17 protein-coding genes, 1 riboswitch and 1 other annotated feature are annotated in these 18,439 nt (G+C 37.8%); of the genes, 5 read left to right on the top strand and 12 right to left on the bottom strand.

Annotated elements, in window-relative coordinates; all coding sequences use genetic code 11:
- Positions 1–151 precede the first annotated feature (151 nt).
- From KI369_RS18760 to KI369_RS18740, 5 genes are all read right to left on the bottom strand, one after another.
- Positions 152–715, bottom strand: coding sequence for a maltose acetyltransferase domain-containing protein (locus KI369_RS18760; protein ID WP_212956941.1), 564 nt, complete (start codon positions 713–715; stop codon positions 152–154).
- A gap of 307 nt (positions 716–1,022) precedes the next feature.
- Positions 1,023–3,512 (bottom strand): FtsX-like permease family protein, encoded by a 2,490-nt coding sequence (locus tag KI369_RS18755; RefSeq protein WP_212956940.1) that lies wholly within the window; start codon positions 3,510–3,512, stop codon positions 1,023–1,025.
- Positions 3,509–4,267: an ABC transporter ATP-binding protein gene (locus KI369_RS18750; protein WP_212956939.1), complete on the bottom strand. Its 759-nt coding sequence runs from the start codon at positions 4,265–4,267 to the stop codon at positions 3,509–3,511. The genes KI369_RS18755 and KI369_RS18750 overlap by 4 nt, the downstream gene beginning before the upstream one ends.
- A complete protein-coding gene (locus KI369_RS18745; protein WP_076870194.1) occupies positions 4,260–4,409 on the bottom strand; it encodes a hypothetical protein in 150 nt (49 codons plus the stop codon). The genes KI369_RS18750 and KI369_RS18745 overlap by 8 nt, the downstream gene beginning before the upstream one ends.
- Before the next feature lie 78 nt (positions 4,410–4,487).
- Positions 4,488–5,486 (bottom strand): tryptophan--tRNA ligase, encoded by a 999-nt coding sequence (locus tag KI369_RS18740; protein WP_212956938.1) that lies wholly within the window; start codon positions 5,484–5,486, stop codon positions 4,488–4,490.
- Positions 5,487–5,530: 44 nt separating this feature from the next.
- Positions 5,531–5,739 (bottom strand) — a binding site (T-box leader).
- A gap of 152 nt (positions 5,740–5,891) precedes the next feature.
- On the opposite strand from KI369_RS18740, the gene KI369_RS18735 reads away from it, so the two are divergent.
- Positions 5,892–6,191 (top strand): hypothetical protein, encoded by a 300-nt coding sequence (locus KI369_RS18735; protein ID WP_212956937.1) that lies wholly within the window; start codon positions 5,892–5,894, stop codon positions 6,189–6,191.
- 64 nt (positions 6,192–6,255) lie between these two features.
- Here KI369_RS18735 and KI369_RS18730 read toward each other — a convergent pair whose 3' ends face one another.
- Together KI369_RS18730 and KI369_RS18725 are read right to left on the bottom strand one after the other, a co-directional pair.
- Positions 6,256–7,377 carry an AI-2E family transporter gene (locus KI369_RS18730; protein ID WP_212956936.1) on the bottom strand — a complete coding sequence of 374 codons (1,122 nt, stop codon included), beginning with the start codon at positions 7,375–7,377 and terminating at the stop codon, positions 6,256–6,258.
- A gap of 63 nt (positions 7,378–7,440) precedes the next feature.
- A complete protein-coding gene (locus KI369_RS18725; protein ID WP_000539720.1) occupies positions 7,441–7,689 on the bottom strand; it encodes a GlsB/YeaQ/YmgE family stress response membrane protein in 249 nt (82 codons plus the stop codon).
- A gap of 136 nt (positions 7,690–7,825) precedes the next feature.
- On the opposite strand from KI369_RS18725, the gene KI369_RS18720 reads away from it, so the two are divergent.
- Together KI369_RS18720 and KI369_RS18715 are read left to right on the top strand one after the other, a co-directional pair.
- Positions 7,826–8,287, top strand: a complete 462-nt coding sequence (locus tag KI369_RS18720; RefSeq protein WP_212956935.1) for a GNAT family N-acetyltransferase — start codon at positions 7,826–7,828, stop codon at positions 8,285–8,287.
- Between the two features lie 38 nt (positions 8,288–8,325).
- A riboswitch (cyclic di-AMP (ydaO/yuaA leader) is annotated at positions 8,326–8,468 on the top strand.
- 97 nt (positions 8,469–8,565) lie between these two features.
- Positions 8,566–8,709, top strand: a complete 144-nt coding sequence (locus tag KI369_RS18715) for a hypothetical protein (protein ID WP_000945246.1) — start codon at positions 8,566–8,568, stop codon at positions 8,707–8,709.
- Between the two features lie 71 nt (positions 8,710–8,780).
- Here KI369_RS18715 and KI369_RS18710 read toward each other — a convergent pair whose 3' ends face one another.
- The 4 genes from KI369_RS18710 to KI369_RS18695 all read right to left on the bottom strand — a co-directional run bounded on the left by KI369_RS18710 (position 8,781) and on the right by KI369_RS18695 (position 15,312).
- A complete protein-coding gene (locus tag KI369_RS18710; RefSeq protein WP_212956934.1) occupies positions 8,781–11,294 on the bottom strand; it encodes a BC_3345 family exosporium-associated protein in 2,514 nt (837 codons plus the stop codon).
- A gap of 22 nt (positions 11,295–11,316) precedes the next feature.
- A complete protein-coding gene (locus KI369_RS18705) occupies positions 11,317–13,824 on the bottom strand; it encodes a collagen-like protein (protein ID WP_212956933.1) in 2,508 nt (835 codons plus the stop codon).
- Positions 13,825–13,972: 148 nt separating this feature from the next.
- A complete protein-coding gene (locus KI369_RS18700) occupies positions 13,973–14,728 on the bottom strand; it encodes a class I SAM-dependent methyltransferase (RefSeq protein WP_212956932.1) in 756 nt (251 codons plus the stop codon).
- A gap of 41 nt (positions 14,729–14,769) precedes the next feature.
- Complete coding sequence (locus tag KI369_RS18695) at positions 14,770–15,312, bottom strand: CGNR zinc finger domain-containing protein (RefSeq protein ID WP_212956931.1); 543 nt, start codon at positions 15,310–15,312, stop codon at positions 14,770–14,772.
- Between the two features lie 112 nt (positions 15,313–15,424).
- Between KI369_RS18695 and KI369_RS18690 the strand changes: the two genes are divergently transcribed.
- Positions 15,425–16,621 carry an MDR family MFS transporter gene (locus KI369_RS18690; protein ID WP_212956930.1) on the top strand — a complete coding sequence of 399 codons (1,197 nt, stop codon included), beginning with the start codon at positions 15,425–15,427 and terminating at the stop codon, positions 16,619–16,621.
- 81 nt (positions 16,622–16,702) lie between these two features.
- On the opposite strand, the gene KI369_RS18685 is transcribed toward KI369_RS18690, so the two are convergent.
- Positions 16,703–17,617: a tetratricopeptide repeat protein gene (locus KI369_RS18685; RefSeq protein WP_212956929.1), complete on the bottom strand. Its 915-nt coding sequence runs from the start codon at positions 17,615–17,617 to the stop codon at positions 16,703–16,705.
- Between the two features lie 337 nt (positions 17,618–17,954).
- Here KI369_RS18685 and KI369_RS18680 point away from each other — a divergent pair, with 337 nt between their 5' ends.
- Positions 17,955–18,335 (top strand): hypothetical protein, encoded by a 381-nt coding sequence (locus tag KI369_RS18680; protein ID WP_212956928.1) that lies wholly within the window; start codon positions 17,955–17,957, stop codon positions 18,333–18,335.
- The last annotated feature ends 104 nt before the right edge of the window (positions 18,336–18,439 follow it).

The raw sequence follows: 18,439 nt of genomic DNA, 5'->3' as shown, positions 1-18,439 counted from the left end.
AACCGGCAAAACAAATAAGAAACAGAGCGTTTCGAGAGGCAAGTAATGTCTTTGTATGATTATCCGCACTATTTTTCTCCATATGAAACACCTTTCACATTGTCTATACGATACGACACCAGTTTATTCATATACCCATGAAAAATGATTTCTATAAGTCTATCGTTTTAATAACTTTAGCTGGATTACCACCAACTACTACATTATTAGGTACATCTTTTGTCACAACTGCCCCTGAAGCAATTACAGCGTTGTCTCCAATTGAAATACCAGGGTTAATAATAGCTCCCCCGCCAATCCAAACATTGTTACCAATCTTTACAGGCTTCCCATATTCTTTACCAGAATTCCGCTCTACCGAATGTAAAGGATGCGTAGCAGTATAAATGTGAACACCAGGTGCAAACATACAATTATCACCGATTCGAACTTCACAAACGTCTAAAATCACACAATTGAAATTTGCGAAAAAGCTCTTTCCAACATGGATATTGTAGCCGTAATCACAACGAAAATCAGGATTAATTTGGGCTTTTCCATCAGCTGAAGAACCTAAAAGCTGATTTAATAAAGTGTAACGTCTCTCATCTCCTGTCTCCATTGCCTCGTTATAAAGGCGTGTTAAACGTTTTGCCTCCACCCTATCAGCTACTAATTCTTCGTCATCCGCAATATACATTTCTCCCGCCAACATCTTTTCTTTTTCTGTTTTCATACAATCATCTCCTTTGTTATCGAATGAACCGCACTTATTAAACATCTTTAATAAGTGATTTTAATTATACTTATTAAACAAGTTTAATAAGTATCCCTATAGTAGCATACTTTTTAATATATGCAACTAATAAGTTTCAAAAAGAAATGCAAACTCCTTACTTCACCTAATGATATTACTCGGTGGCATCTAACTAAAATAATGCACTATACATTTATGAATGAGCACATCAATATGAAAATCAATTGTTAATAAAAAGAGAGATTGACCCAAAAGTAGCTGAATAGCAACTTGGGTTAACCTCTTTTTATTTATTATCCTTATTTAACTCTTCTACAATGTCCCTTTTTCCTATTCTATTAGCAAAAGGTATAAAAATAATAAAGACTATTCCAAACATCCCCGCTATTACCCTTAAGATAAGTTTGAAATCAAAAAATAAAGGTGTACGATCTATTATACTTACCATATAGGTTAATAATGCTCCTATAACAGCCCCTAGTACGATTCCAATAAGTACATATAAATTAACTTGCGTCAAAATAATTTGTACAACCCCTTTTTTCTTAACTGTTATTGCTCGTAAAATAGCAAACTCTTTTCTTTTAGATTGAATATTATTTATAAGTGTATTACATACCCCTAATGTCACACTAAACAAAATCACTACAATAACAACGATGAAAATGGACCACCTTTGCTGAAACATTAAATTAGATTGTTTTAATGATTGAGTATAACTACTTATTTTTAATTGTGGATATTGATCTTTCACTTTCTTTAATTGCTCCAACGTCTCTCTCTCATTATTTGAACTAATAAATGCACGCTCAAAAACTGTATAATCTTGTTTATATTTTACATTACTCCAATCCATGAGTACCGAAGGAGAATTTGGTAGTTTGTTAACAATTAATCCAACTTCTACCTTACCAATCGGTCTAACTTTTTGTTCCTGTTCTGAAAATAGACCCAATTGAACGATATCGCCTACATGAAGTTTATATCGCCCCGCTAACTCTTCTGTAACAATTATACTATTCTCGAAGTTTGCAGGTAGTTTTGGCAGTAATCCTTGCTTTTCCATTTCCTTTACATCACCTAAATTATAGTCAAAAGTAATATATTTTTCACCTTGCTTTAATTCTGCCAGTGAGTTCGTACTAATCGTACTAGCTCCTTTTACACTACTTATTTCTTTAAATATATTTTGTATATGAGGTGAGGAAATGGTTGAATCATTATTCAAACGATTTTCCACAACAATATGTGTTGGAAATTCTCGTTGTAAATATCTTTCATTATTTTTTTGCATCGTTTTAAATATAGTGGATCCGAAGACAACTATCACCATCATTGTACTTATCATTAAGATAACAAATGTATTTTTTCTTACTTGCGGAATTACATTTTTAATAGCAACAAATGTATTCCTTCCAAATATTTTTTTCATTATAGGTAGACATGCTATTAATATCGAAGAGAGATAAGTCGGAAATAAAATATATACTCCTAAAACGAGAAATATAGCTCCTATTAATATCACTATTGCCTGCGTATCTCCCGTATTTGCTACAAACCCACCTAAAACAGTTAAAAATACGCTACTCATTAAAAGGAATTTCCCCATAATACTGCGTATTTTTTTATTAGAAAAATCGGATTCTTCATTCTCCCGCATAAGCTTTACTGGCAATATTTTCGAACTTCTGTATGACGGATATAACATAAACAGTTCAATAAAAAAGATACTAAAAATCACTGTTACAATTGCTATTTTATAATCAAAATTCATTGAATTAATTTGAAAAGCAAATACATGCTCTAGCCAACTTTGTAAAAAACGGTTACTTATTACAGCTAGTAACAAACCTAATATTCCACCAAAGAAATTGATTACACTACATTGAATAAATATAACTTTAAACATTTGTTTCGTTGTTGCTCCCATTGATCGCATAATAGCAAATTGACTTTTATATTTATATAAAAACACTTCAAAATTAGACACCAACAATAACGCAGTAACAATAAGTATTAATGTAGATAAAACGATTATAAAAATATGTAATGATGCTAAATTACTTTTTAAAAACTCGTCTTCCTCCGCAATATCGATTCTTAATTCTTTGTCTATTTTATGAATTTCACTAGACAATGCTAGTACATCTGCATTCTCTTTTGCTTTTATTAACAAATAAGTAGCTTCATTGTGTTTACCCGTTTTTTCATATATGTGCTGTTTCACCGCACCTTCAGATAAAATAAGTATATCTGGAGCTGAACCTCCAGCTTCTATATCAGGCAACACTTCTTTTACTACATATGATTTATTTTCGATTTCAATCTTTTCCCCAACTTTTACTTGTAAAGTTTCTGCTAATCCATCATTTAATGTTACTTCCTCATTTGATATATTTTTAGAAAAATGATATCGACTTTTAGATAATGAATCGTTTTGAACACCTACTGTATAAATAGCTGTATTCAATTTATTTACTTGCAAATGATTTACTAATACTTTTGACATGTATTCAACATTTTCTTGTTCCTTAATATTTTGCAGTAAAGATTTATCCATCAACTTATTTTGATCAGGGTTATATCCGACAGATAAATCCATATCTCCGTATACATTTTTCACTTCATTTATAACAGACTGTTTCGCATGACTCGAAAATACAATCATCGTAACAATTAGAGAAACAGCCAACATAACGCTAACTATAGAGGAAATAGCAGTGAATTTATTCGTCTTAAAAAAGCGTAAACTTAATCCTCGTACTGATTTTATCATTTTGATTTCCCCATTATTTTTTTGAATTTATCTAAAATAATATTCATATCATTTACTCCATGAGAACACGTATAATCATCAACAACTTCTCCATTATGAAAGAAGAGAACCCGATCTGCATACGTAGCAATGTGGGGATCATGAGTAACAAGAATCATACTTTGATTAAATTTTTGTTTCATATCGACCAGTACTCGTAAAATATCATTAGACGTATTGAAATCTAAATTTCCAGTAGGTTCATCTGCAAGAACAATTGGGGGAGATGTTATTAACGCCCTACCAATTGCAACACGTTGTTGTTGCCCCCCAGAAAGCTGAACTGGTCGATGATTTCTCCAATTTACTAAACCAAGAACATCTAATATTTTATTTGTTTTTTCTCGTATCTCCTCTTCTGAATTAGCTGATAATATGAGGGGTAACGCAATATTTTCTTCTACAGATAAATCCTTTAATAAATGAAATGACTGGAATATAAATCCTATGTTATCCCTTCTATACTCTGTCGCATACGGTTCAATAAACATATTTTCAGGCACTTCACCATTTACATAGAGAACCCCCTCATCAGGCTTATCTAGAGCACCAAGAATGTTTAGTAATGTACTCTTTCCAGATCCACTCGTTCCCATTATGGCAAGGAGTTCTCCTTTATTTAACTCCAAAGATACATTTTGTAACGCCCTAACATTTGTATCTACACTCTCATATGTTTTACTTAACTCTTGAACTGCTAACACAACTTCATCCATCATTATTCACCTCAACATGATTAAGTTTTATTCCCTCCACCAAATTAACCTGAATTAAAATTTTTTCTTTTAAATTACTAGGTGGTACAATTTCTGTTCCTATTTGGAATAACAACACTTTTAACTCGAGAGTTGTAATCATTTCTATCCCTCCTCACTCTATATTGGTAACAAATTGAAATTTCGTTCGTTTTTTTTTTGCAAAAAAATAAGGGAACGCTTAACGTCCCCCTTCAAATCCAATCCGTTTTTTAATTTCCGCTAAATTTACCTTCGCGATTTCTCTTGCCCGTTCAGCACCTTTTCCCAACGCTTCATATAATAAATCCGGTTCATTCATATACATTGCATATTTCTCACGAGGTCCAGCCAATACACGATCTACAACGCGAAACAACTCTTTTTTCACATCGCCCCATCCGATTCCAGTCTCATATTTTTCACGTAATGACTGCATTTCATCTTCTGTCGCAAATTCTTTATATATTGTATATAACGTTTCTAGTTCTTTCGGTTCATTTGGAAGTGAAGAATCTGTTTTAATTTTAAATATTAACTTTCGTAGTTTTTCTTGCTCTGCAAATAATGGGATCACATTCCCATAACTTTTACTCATCTTTCTTCCATCAAGCCCTGGTAATATTGCGCCCTCTTCTTGTATGACATACTCTGGAATTGTAAATGTCGTTCCGAAAGTATGATTAAAATACGTCGCAATATCACGCGCGATTTCAATATGCTGAATTTGATCTTTTCCGACAGGTACATGCGTAGCCTGAAATAGTAATATGTCGGCTGCCATTAAGATCGGATACATATATAACCCCATATTCACACCAGCATCTACCTCTAACCCTGCCTCTTTATTTTGCTCTACTTTCGCTTTATACGCATGAGCACGGTTCATAAGCCCTTTCGGAGTTAGGCAAGCTAATATCCAAGCTAGTTCTAGAATCTCCGGTACTTCTGTTTGCCTGTAAAAAATAACATCTTCATCAAGTCCGAGTGATAACCAAGTAGCGGCTACCTCTTTCGTATAACTACTAAACTGACTTGGATCATGTACAGCATTTAATGCATGATAATCAGCTATGAAATACAATGCTTTTCCTTCATTACTCTTTGACATTTGCAACGCAGGTTTAATTGCACCAATATAATTTCCTAAATGCGGATAACCTGTCGGCTTAATTCCTGTTAACATTATTTTGTCACTCATCCTAACTCCTCCTTTCTCAAAATAAAAAGAGCCCCTCATCCTTAAAAAAGGACGAGAGACTCCCGCGGTACCACCTTAATTAGCTATCATGAATAGCTCACTTCAACTTCTTAACGTGAAGCAACCGTCTTTACCTACTCATTTCAGTTAGAAGCTCCAGAGCCCATTCCATATTCATCCCTTACTGATTTCCACCACATATCAGCTCTCTGAAAAGTTTTGAATATGTACTCTTCTCTTTCATCGCTTTTGCTTATTTTTTACAGTTTATCACATTTTCTCCTGACACAAAACTAAATATTCAAATTTTTTAGCGTTTTAACAATAATGATTACCAATTTATCCCTAACAATATATAATCAATATATATAGAAGCGATTTACAATACAAAAAAGAGGTGATGTTATGGGTTGGTTTACTAAAAAGAATGATGAGTTTAAAAACGATGATACAACGCAAGGTGATACTTTAGGGGTAATTATACATTTCACACCTATCGCTATATATGTATACACTTGTGATGAGTATATAGAATCGTTTGAAGGTACGCTCACTTTTGAAAACGAGAACGGAAATCAAGTAGAAATCGGAGGTACTTTCATTTCTCTTGAAGTGGATGCGAATTTTCGCATGGACGATTTAATATTTGACTACAAACTAAAGGAAAGCAATCTACCTATTATTGAATTAAAAGCCTACGCATGAAGTCAATTTGTCTACTATAGAAAGAGTAAAAAAGCTAGAACAGTACTATCTGTTCTAGCTTTTTTCACGTATTCAACTTAACAAATCGATAACCGTGCGTAACTAACACTTTTAATATCGCATATCCTGGGATCGCTAAAATAATCCCCATAATTCCAAATAAATTTCCGGCAGTTAAAATAATAAAAATGATAGTAATCGGGTGAATATCTAGCTTTTTCCCCATGACTTGCGGAGAAATAAATTTACCTTCTGCTAATTGTACAACCATCATAACAATAATTACTTTTAACACCATCCCTGGCGAGTCAATAAACGCGATAATTAACGCTGGTGTAATTGCAATGATTGGTCCTACATACGGAACGATATTTACAATCATCGCTAAAATAGCAAGTAGTACCGCATATTTAATACCGATAATAAGGTAACCAATTAATAGCATAATACCGATAAATAAGCTAACGATAATTTGTCCTCTAATATACGAACTAATCGCATAATGCATATCATCTAGTATTCTCATTGCTGCTGGTTGTCTTTGCTCTGAGATAAACTTTAAGAAATGATTCGGTAATTGCTCACCATCTTTTAAAAGATAGAACAATATAAACGGAACCATTACAAACGTTAAAACGACCTCTGTCACAGTGCTTAAAAATCCAGTTACATTCCCAGTTACTGATGATAACGACTTCGTAAAATCAACTGTGTAGTCTTTTACCATACTCGCTACATCAATATTTAAATTCTCCTGAATTTTTCCTAGTAAATTACTTTCCCCGAATCGTCGTGCTGCTCGTTCAATTTCATGACCGAAATACGGTAAGTTATCTATTAATGCATCAATTTGATCTTTAATAATCGGAATAACCGTTACGACTAAAAACACAAATAATCCAATTACTATTAAGTATATCGAGGCTATCGATACGATTCTGGAAACACCTTTCTTTTCTAAAAGTGAAACGAATGGATGTAAAATGTAAAATAGTACGCCCGCTAATAATACCGGGAAGAAAATTGTTTTTAAAAAGACGATAAACGGTGTAAAAACAAATGATATTTTTGTTAGTAATAAAATATTAATGAACAATAGTGCAAACCCAAGTAACACTGCTAAATAATTGTGTTCTCTAAAAAACTTTTTCAGCTTATCTCTTTTTCTTATATTTATTTTCTCCAACGAAACCACCTCTTCGAATGATGAAAAGCCCTTATTCAGGGCTTTTCATCATAATCTATATATCTATTTCTTTGCAGCTTTCACTACAAATGATACAATAAGAATTAACACGATTGCTCCTAATAATGCTGGCACGACATGAATCCCACCAAATGATGGCCCAAAAGATCCAAATAATCTACCGCCTAACGAAGCACCTAATAAACCTGCGATAATATTTCCAAACATACCACCCGGAAAATTTTTACCCGTTATAGAACCTGCAATTGCACCTATAATAGCACCAACTATTAATGTGATAATCCATCCCATTTTTAGTCCTCCATTTCTACTATGGTGTATTTCTTTTTCATACTAAATTGTTATGTAACTATTATAATTATTATATCCAATAAAGAAAAATCTTGTCAAATCTATGAAAATAAAGCCTATAAGGAGGTTTTACCCTATGATTCAAAAATTAATAACAACTTCTCACAACACTGCTACTTCTATTTTAAACATTCAAATACCCGCTTATGAAATTGAAGCAAAATATATAAATAGTACGGCTATCCCTCGTCTTTATGATACTGTAGCCGATATTCAATTATGTGATGAAATTTTTTACGGCTATTTTTATGAAGATACACTTGCCGGGTTTATTTCTTTTAAAATAGATGAAGAGGAAGTTGATATTCATCGTTTAGTAGTATCCCCCGATCATTTTCATAAAGGAATTGCAACAAAACTACTACTATATGTATTTGACATGTTCTCTTCTTCTAAAACATATGTTGTACAAACAGGGAAAGAAAATACCCCCGCTCTGTCTTTATACAAAAAACATGGATTTATTGAAGTAAAGGATATCATATTACCCGATGGAGTGATTTTAACCTCACTTAAAAAATCAGAAAACAACAAATAGTTTGACTTATTATTTTATTTATGTTATCTTTTACTTTATAAAACCTTTTGCTGAGTCCAAATTTTGGAGCGGGGGAACCATTTTTGTAGCTATGCTACTTGGGGCGAATCTTATTTAAGTAGGGAAACTCTCACTTCCCGAGTCCGACAGCTAACCTCGTAAGCGTAATGGGAGAGGAAGGTGCTTTTTGCCTATGTTACACATTTTGCCTCCTTAATTGTAAATATGGGATCGATACCAAATAGTCACCTATATTTATAGAAAAGGAGAAATGTAAAATGTTACGTTTATCTGATCACGCAATAAAAATGATGGAGCAAAGACTTCGACTCGAACAACACCGCACATATCAAGCAAATAAAGTTGTAGATAATTTACATCACAAATACTTCTTTCAACATATTTTTCAACCGAAAAGATAAGGAAATGGTTCATTTAACATCAAAAACACAAGGTGTGTCTAAAAAGACATTCCTTGTGTTTTTTATATTCCTTATAATATTCTCACTACATTTAAACTTGCCGTAATCGCACCTGCTATAGTGGTCACATGCCCTACACCTAATGGACCATTTTGTAATACTAACGTGGAATTAGCACTCGTTACATTCACAAGGAGTGTATTTGAAATGGCAGGTTCGATTACTACAGTTGATGTCGTTACGTTTTGTATAAAACTCCCTGTTAGTTGGGCTCCATTTAATAGTAATCTGACAGATACTGTCTCATTCCCCGCACTTGCATCTCCTTGAAAATAATAACTTACTAAATATATGCCTGGCGTAGATACGGTAACCGTTGTGGAACTAGTTAAAGATACACCTGTTCCATATACTGTAGATCCACTATTAATTGGAATATTGGCATTTGCTGCAATGGCACTCGTTGATGTAGAAAAGAAATAGCCGCCACCTGTTGATATTGCAGATGATCCAGTTGCACCTGTCAAACCTGTTGGACCCGTGGCACCGGTTGCTCCCGTTATTCCCGTTCCCCCTGTTGCTCCTGTTATTCCTTGGATTCCTTGGATTCCTGTCGGTCCTGTTGCACCTGTCACTCCCGTCGGTCCTGTTGCACCGGTTGCTCCCGTCACACCTTGTGGTCCTTGGATTCCTTGTGGACCGGTTGGACCCGTCGCTCCCGTCGGGCCGGTTGCACCAGTTGGACCTGTTATCCCTTGTGGACCTTGGATTCCTTGTGGACCTTGTGAGCCCGTTGCTCCTGTCTCTCCAGTTGCTCCCGTCTGCCCTGTTACTCCTTGTGGTCCTTGAATTCCTTGTGGACCTTGAGGACCCGTTACTCCCGCCTGCCCTGTTGCTCCAGTTGCTCCGGTTGGTCCCGTCGAACCGGTTATCCCTTGAATTCCTTGCGGTCCAGTTGGGCCGGTTGGACCAATAGGACCTTGGATTCCTTGGATTCCTTGAATGCCCTGTGGACCGGTTGGGCCTTGTAGACCTTGTATGCCTTGAATTCCTTGTGGTCCTGTTGCCCCTGTTGGACCAGTTGGACCCTCTGGACCTTGCACTCCTTGGATTCCAGTCGAACCAGTTGGACCTATATTTCCTTGAGGTCCCTGTATGCCTTGAATTCCTTGTGGTCCTGTTGGGCCTGTTATGCCGCTCAGCCCTTGTACTCCTTGGATTCCTTGGGGTCCAGTTGGTCCCTGTATGCCTTGAATCCCTTGTAACCCCTGTAAACCAGTTGGACCCGTTGCTCCCCTTACGCCTTGCTCACCTTGTATGCCTTGAATTCCTTGAGGGCCTGCCTGCCCGATTGGCCCCTGTGCCCCTTGCACACCTTGCGGACCGGTTGGGCCGGTTGGGCCTACCGGTCCCTGCACTCCTTGTAAACCTTGTAGACCGGTTGGGCCCGTTACTCCCATTACACCTTGAGGTCCTTGAATACCTTGATCACCCGTTGGACCAGTTGCCCCCATTGGTCCCTGCACCCCTTGCAAACCTGTTAAACCTGTTGTTCCAGTTGGTCCCTGTACTCCTTGCACTCCTTGAATTCCAGTCGCTCCCGTTGCTCCCGTCGCCCCTGTTGGACCGGTTGCTCCAGTCGGACCGGTTGGACCTCCCGGTGATCCTGCTGGACCGGTTGGACCGGTCGGACCTCCTGGTGGACCGGTTGGGCCCGTTGCTCCGGTTGGACCGGTTGCAGATCCTGTTGGACCAGTTACTCCCGCCTGACCTGTCGAGCCTGTTGGACCTGGATCCCCTTGCAAGCCTGTTGGGCCAGTTGGCCCTATTACACCTTGCACTCCTTGAATTCCTTGAGACCCTGTTGGACCGGTTAGCCCCATCTCACCTTGTGGACCTTGTAAACCTTGGACGCCGGTTGCCCCTGTTGGTCCCATTGGTCCTTGTTCCCCTTGAATTCCTTGAGAACCTGTTGGACCGATTGGACCAATCGGACCCTGTATTCCTTGTATTCCTGTTACACCTTGTAAACCACTACTTCCTAAATTACCTTGCACCCCTTGTATACCAGTATTTCCAGTTGGACCGGTTGGACCATTTTCTCCTTGCACTCCTTGTATACCTTGTATTCCTGTTGGGCCCGTTGGACCGATTTCTCCTTGCACTCCTTGTACGCCCTGTATTCCTGTTGGACCGGTTGGACCGATTGAGCCAGGAATTCCTTGTATTCCTTGAATACCTGTTGGACCAGTTGGACCTCTTTCGCCTTGTATTCCTTGAACACCTTGTATTCCTTGCGGACCTTGTTCCCCCATCGGCCCTTGACTACCTTGAGCACCCTGTGGTCCTGTTAAACCAATTGGACCGGTTGGACCAATCTCTCCCTGTACCCCTTGCACTCCTTGAATTCCTGTCGGACCTGTTGGACCAATTGGTCCTTGTACGCCTTGTATTCCTTGCGGGCCAGTCGGTCCACCTAAAGAACCTGTCGGACCCGTTGGACCAGTCGGTCCCGTAATACCTGACGCTGGAAAAGGAATAGGTGCTTGAAACTTACTACACTTATCTTGATCCCTCACAAGCATCTCCCCCGTTATAACTAACGTGTCAAACTATTTTTAATACATTTAAACTAGCTGTTATCACACCAGATAATGTCGTGACATGCCCAATAGCTAATGGGCCATTTTGTAAAGATAAAGTAGCATTTGAAGAAGTAACATTAATGACCATCGTATTAGAAATCGCTGGCTCTAATACAAAGGTACCTCCTGTAACATAAAAAATAAAACTCCCTGTGACTTGCGTTCCATTTAAAGTAAGCCTCACGGAAATCGTTTCATTCCCCCCATTTGGATCACCTTGAAAATAGTAGCTGACTAAATATATTCCCGGCGTACTTAACGTTACAGTTGTTGCATTTGTTAAACTGACACCAGAACCAAAAGTTGTAGACCCAGAATTAATTGGTATTAATGCATTCGCTGCAACTGTACTCGTTGAAGTAGAAAAAAAATAACCACCCCCGCTAGATAAGCCAGTCGCCCCTGTTGCACCTACTATCCCTAAGGAACCTATAGCCCCTATACTACCAGTGGATCCGGTAGGTCCCACAGCTCCAATCGGCCCCTGACTACCTTGCGCTCCGACCGGCCCTACACTACCGCTACTCCCTGTCGTTCCCCTTGCTCCAGTTGGTCCTTGTGGGCCTTGTATACCTTGAGAACCTTGTATCCCGGTTACTCCCGTTGCTCCAGTTGGGCCGATCATTCCTGTACTTCCTTGTATCCCCATAATCCCTTGAACGCCTTGTATTCCTTGTGCTCCTGTTGCCCCTGCTTCTCCTGTCGCTCCTGTTTCTCCAGTTACGCCCGTAACCCCAATATTTCCTTGTGGTCCCTCGGGTCCCTGAGTACCTTGCGCACCTTGCACTCCTTGAGGACCTGTTATCCCGTTTTCTCCTAGATTCCCTTGGGGACCTCTAATTCCTTGCGCACCTGTCGGACCAGTTATTCCTTGTATGCCTTGCATTCCTTGAGAGCCTTGTGCTCCTGTTGGGCCTACTATACCTTGTATTCCTTGAGGTCCTTGCAAACCAATAGCTCCAGTCGGCCCTATTATTCCTTGCACTCCTTGAGGACCTTGTGCGCCTTGAGGACCTGTCAATCCCGTTATCCCTTGTATCCCTTGAACTCCTTGTATTCCTTGTACTCCAGCTGCCCCTGTTTCTCCTCGGATTCCTTGTGCACCTTGTATGCCTTCTGCTCCAGCTGGACCGGTTGCACCTTGTATGCCTTGTGCACCTTGAGCTCCTGCAGCTCCTACCACTCCTGTTAGACCTTGTATACCTTGTAACCCTTGCATTCCTTGTGCTCCTGTTGGACCTGTTACTCCTTGTATCCCTTGCACACCTTTAGGGCCTTCTGCACCCGTTGGACCAAATTCCCCCTGCGGACCTTGAGAACCTTGTGGACCTTCTACACCGGTTGCTCCCGTTATTCCTTGATTACCTTGAGAACCTTGTGCACCTTGTACGCCAGCTACACCAATTACACCTTGAGAACCTTGTACTCCCCTTACACCTTGAGCGCCAGTAGGACCAGTTATACCTTGTAACCCTTGCACTCCTATTGCACCAATTCCTCCTGTTACACCCCGAGCACCAGTTTCGCCCGTTGGACCGGTTGGTCCCCCAGGTGGACCGGGTGGACCAGATGGACCAGTCACTCCACTAGACGGACCAATTGGACCGGTTGTTCCTGTAGGCCCACCAGGCGGACCTACTGGACCTTGTGTACCAGTAGGTCCAGTTGCTCCTGTTATCCCTCGTATTCCTTTTGCTCCTTGAAAACCTGTGGATCCGTTTATCCCTTGTATTCCTTGAATACCTGATGGACCTTGAGGCCCTATTACACCTGTTATTCCCTTTATTCCGCTTATACCTTGAGAGCCTTGTAGACCAGTAGAACCGGTTGGGCCTACTACACCTTGTATCCCTTGATCACCTTGGTGTCCTTGCTCTCCAGTAATTCCTTGTATTCCTTGTGGACCTTCTTCTCCTTGTATACCTGTAGTTCCGTCCTCCCCTTGTATTCCTTGCCCTCCTTGGGAACCTTGAGGACCTGTTACACCTGTAATACCAGCTTCACCTATCACACCTTGCATTCCTTGTGCTCCCGTTTGTCCTCGCTCACCTATCTCTCCTTGTATTCCTTGGGGACCTTGTATACCTTGACTACCAGTTGGGCCTGTAATTCCTTGTATTCCTTCTAATCCTTGTACTCCACTATCACCCGTTGGACCTTGGTTTCCAATTAATCCTTGAGGACCTTGTAAGCCGACCGGACCAGTAATTCCTTGCTCTCCGGTATCACCAACGGTACCTTGTATTCCTTGAGCTCCTGTTGTCCCTCGTGGCCCTTGTATCCCCCTGATACCTTGAGGGCCTTGTGGACCCGTTGCTCCTGTAGGTCCAGTGATTCCCGGAGGCCCAACCGGACCTTCATGCCCTCCAGTTGGACCAGTTGGGCCACTATCACCAGTTGGGCCAGTTGCTCCTATAAGTGGAAGAGGCAGTGCCACTCCAAATTTTTTGCACTTTCTATGATGACGCACAACAATCCCCCTTCCCCCAAAATAATTACACCTTTTATATGAAATGCATTTTTATAAGAAAAGTACACCTTTGACCTCATTTTCTTAAAAATAAAGAAGCCTATCATTTCATTTATTTGAAATGATAGGCTTCTTTTTATAAAACACTTTACTTTCTCGCCTTAATAATAAAAGTAGTTGGCACCATTCTAGCTTTATGTAAAGAATAATATTTCGTAGACGGCTCAGCTCGTTCTTCATCAAACGAGCTCGATGGTTCAGGCTCTTCTATTCTCTCAATTGTAAATCCCGCTCTATTTAACTCATTTATGTATGTACTTATTTTTCTCTTATATAATGTCGCTTGTACATTCTCCCCTTTAAATGTTTCAAACGTAATAGGCGTTTCCTCAAGGTAAGAAGACTTTAAAGCAATTTCTTCTGTACCATACTGTAAATTTGAATATACTGGGTGCTCCCAGCTAAAAATAAAACTGCCTCCTGGCTTTACATATGAATAAATCAGTTTCAACGTTTTACGTAAATTCGAAGTCCAACCTAATGCATAAATGGAATATACAATATCAAAATATCCTTTCGGAATATCTCCTTCTTCTTCCATTGCTCCGCATATTAACTTTGGATTCCAACACTTTAACGTTTCATTCGCTGTTTTAATTTGTTCACTTGAAAGATCCAGGCCCCATACTTCCTCTGCGCCATGTTCCGCCATATATTTCAGCGAATGCCCACTTCCGCACCCAATATCAAGAACCTTTTTATTTCTAATTGAATCGAACAAATGAATTTCATCTTCAGACGCTGTATACGGTCCGTATTTCGGTAAACAATCTACCTGAAAGAAATATGGTGCTACTGTATCCCAACACTTTTTATTTAAAGCTAACATTTGTGTACCCTTCATATTCTACATTCCCCCATCCCATTTTCTTCCCCTAATATAAATTACACATTATAATCCGATCTTCCTTTTCTCTTCGCACGGTAATTTTTCACTTTGGCGATTGTCCCGCACGCTCTTCCTCCTTCTTCTCCAGCATACATACCGCACCATCTTTTACTTCCATTTCGCGAATGATCATAAAATACCCAGCGACAATCTGGACATGCTTTTAACCTTCCCCAAAAATTTTCTTGAATTGACATTAAAACAATGCTTAATAATTTGGTATATACATTCTCTTCATGCACAGGCACATATGTAATACCTTTCATATCTTCCTTTACCTGTACATGAAATGGGTATTTCTCTAACCACTTTTGCAATGATTTTACGCCTTCAATTGCCACCCGGATATCTTCTCGAAAACTTTTTAATTCCTCTATCGTATGAAATGGAAGCTCTTCATGAAAATATTCTTTCATAAAAAGATTTATATCCACTTCTGTTTGCAGCATATCAATTGGCTCTCTCGTATCGTTTGGTATTTTCCATGTATTTAAAAATCCCCGAATATATTCTAGTTCATTTGGTGCATTTTGATTCAATTCCATCCACCTTCTTCTTAAAATTTACTTTTTTCTGACTTTATGTATAATTATAATATAAATTAGTTAACCATCAAATATTTTTACTGGTTACATAGTTAGGAGGAGTTATATGAAAAATTTCTCAATACCAATACGTTTCATGCTTATTTCTTCATTTTTTATGTCTTTCGGGTATTTTGCTGTATACGCATTTTTAGCTATTTATCTATTAACCTTTCTTCATTTTTCAGCTGTTCAAGTAGGAACAGTATTGACGGTTATGACAATCACATCACGAGTTATCCCTTTATTCTCAGGATTAATTGCTGACAAAATAGGCTATATCATTATGATGATAGCTGGATTATTTTTAAGAGGAATCGGATTTATCGCTTTAGGAATATGCTCTGATTTCTATACAATTTCTATTTCTTCTGCACTTATTGGCTTCGGAACTGCATTCTACGAACCTGCTGCTCGCGCCATATTCGGCTCACAACCAGCTCATATGAGAAAAAATTTATTTACATATTTAAACCTTAGTTTTAATTGTGGTGCAATAATCGGACCAATTGCAGGAGGGTTCTTACTCTTACTTGATCCAATCTATGCCTTCTCTCTAACAGGATCACTTATGCTGTTATTCGCTTTTATCTTTTACTTACTTAAAAATCACTTCCAAGTCACTACTGAAAACACGTCTATTACATTAGGAATACAGGCTATCTTACAAAACAAGCCTTTTCTTCTGTTTTCATTTATCATGATTTTCTTCTATATTATGTTTACTCAGCTTACTGTCGCACTTCCACTTCATATGAAAAACATTAGTAATAGCAATCAGCTTGCTACACTCGTTATTACGATAAATGCAATAACAGGCGTCATATTTATGGTGTTATTTCGAAAGCTCTTTCACAAATACAACACACTTTCGATTATTAAATACGGTGTTTTATTAATGAGCATTTCCTTTTTACTCATTCCTTTATTTCAACACCCCTACTGGCTATTTATTTGTGTAATTTTATTTACAATCGGTGAAACACTCGTATTACCTAACGCTGATATCGCTATTGCAAATTACAGTAACGAATCGTATACAGCTACTTACTTCGGATTCTATCAACTATCACTTGCATTTGGTTTTATCATCGGTAATTATACGGGTACATCTTTTACATCCAACTTAAACGGAATGTATACACCATGGCTTATTTTCGGCGGAATAGGACTTATTGGTTTTATTTCACTACATATTTTAAATATAAAAAAAGGATTCCCTAAAGAGGATACATACCTATGTAATGATACGAAACATCTTTAACAAAATTAAGTCGAGATGGTATCTTTAGACAAACGACCTATAATAAAAAAATCGACCGTCATATTTGACAGTCGATTTTTTTTATTCTTCATATTCAAGATGATTATGTCTTTTACAACCAAATAAATAACAACCCCCTATATAATCCGTTTCAAATTCCAACCCTGGAACATATCCAGATTTGATACGTTCTATCATTGTTTTATAACAATTATTCTCTTCTGTATATTCCTCAATTAACTCTTTCTTATCGTTTTCTGTCCAGTTTTCTTCTACTTCTTCATTCTGAACATCTTCTATTTCTGCTGTCTTCGCTTCAATAGATTCCCGTATAACTTCATTTATACGGGAGAAATTATTAGCCTTATATAAAGCATAAACAAATCTAGCAATCCAATTGGGGCTTTTCCAATCTTCTTTGTATCCCTTTTCAAAACACTCAATTGCTTCGTTATAACAATTCAATTCAACATATAAATCTGCTACATTAATTTCCCCTACAAAATCATCAGCTTTCCTGTTAAAAGCATCTAACTTCTCTTTCGCTTCTGTCGTTCGTCCTAAATCAATTAAACATTTTACATAGTTATACATGATATAGTCCGAATCCCCTGCAACTCGCAAGAAAAATTCCGAAGCTTGTTCCAGTTCTCCAAGATTATAATGAGCTACAGCTACATTGTGATATGCTTCATCCGATGGTTGAATCGAAATAGATTTTTGTAATGCTTCTTTCGCTTCTGCCCACTTTTCTTGTTTTATGTAAATGTCCCCTAAAATGTTATAAGGAAAGTATGAGGAAGGATTCAACTTAACAACTTCTTTTATTAATTCAAGAGCTTTATCATTATCCTCTTCCTCATAAAAGTACATCCAAGCAAGATTATTGAGGGATTGTACACCTCTAGATTCGTGTACCGCTCGTTGAAACAGTTCCATCGCTTCCTCATATTCATTTTGTTCAAACATTTCAATTGCCTTCTCGTTAATATTCAAATAACTACCTCCGAAGTGAATGAATTCATCTATTCCATATCTTTATTTTAATATTTAAAAATTGTAATTTCCATAAAAAACAAATTCATTATCCTACATTTGAACATCTAATTTATAATGCCTTTAGCAACACCGCTTTCTAAAAAAAATATACCTACTGTAAAATACTAATTCTCAACAATAAGTAAACCTTTCATTTCTCCATAAATTGGATATATAACCTGTTTCACTTTACATATTATGGTACAATTAAAAAGAGTGCTAGCTAAACATTTACATAAAATACTACAAGCCTAGCAATACCAAAATCAAAAATCACTTGAAATTGGAGGATGTTATGAAACAGAAATTAGCTATACTTCTATTCACCACAATCATATTATCCGGATGTTCAACTATAGTAGAAAATTCTTTAGAAACTGGAAATGGCAGTATTGAATTATTAACACCGACGATTACAACAAAAGATAACGAATTAGAAATTAAGACTGAAGGTATTGATGAAAATAAAGTAACTTTTATTTATGTTGCCAATACAAAAGTATTCGAACAAAAAATAAAGAATGGGGAATCCTACAAGCTTGATATTACAGGTATCGAGGATGCTCATAGGACAGACTACAAACCACGAGTTCAGCTTTTACAGAATGAAGATGATGATAAAGATGGGGAAATGGTAACCTTTAAACAAGTTAGATATACAGTTAATAAAAACTAATTTTATAGTCATTTCATTATAAATGTAACGAACGAAAATATACTTTTAACAGAGAAGAAATGTAAGGGGTGTTAACATGAAAAAACGATGGATTTCTTGGTGGA

The sequence above is a fragment of the Bacillus sanguinis genome (assembly GCF_018332475.1).
GTDB classification, from domain to species: domain Bacteria; phylum Bacillota; class Bacilli; order Bacillales; family Bacillaceae_G; genus Bacillus_A; species Bacillus_A sanguinis.
The sequence above is the reverse complement of the archived record's forward strand: the minus strand, read 5'-3'. Positions and strand labels throughout refer to the sequence as shown.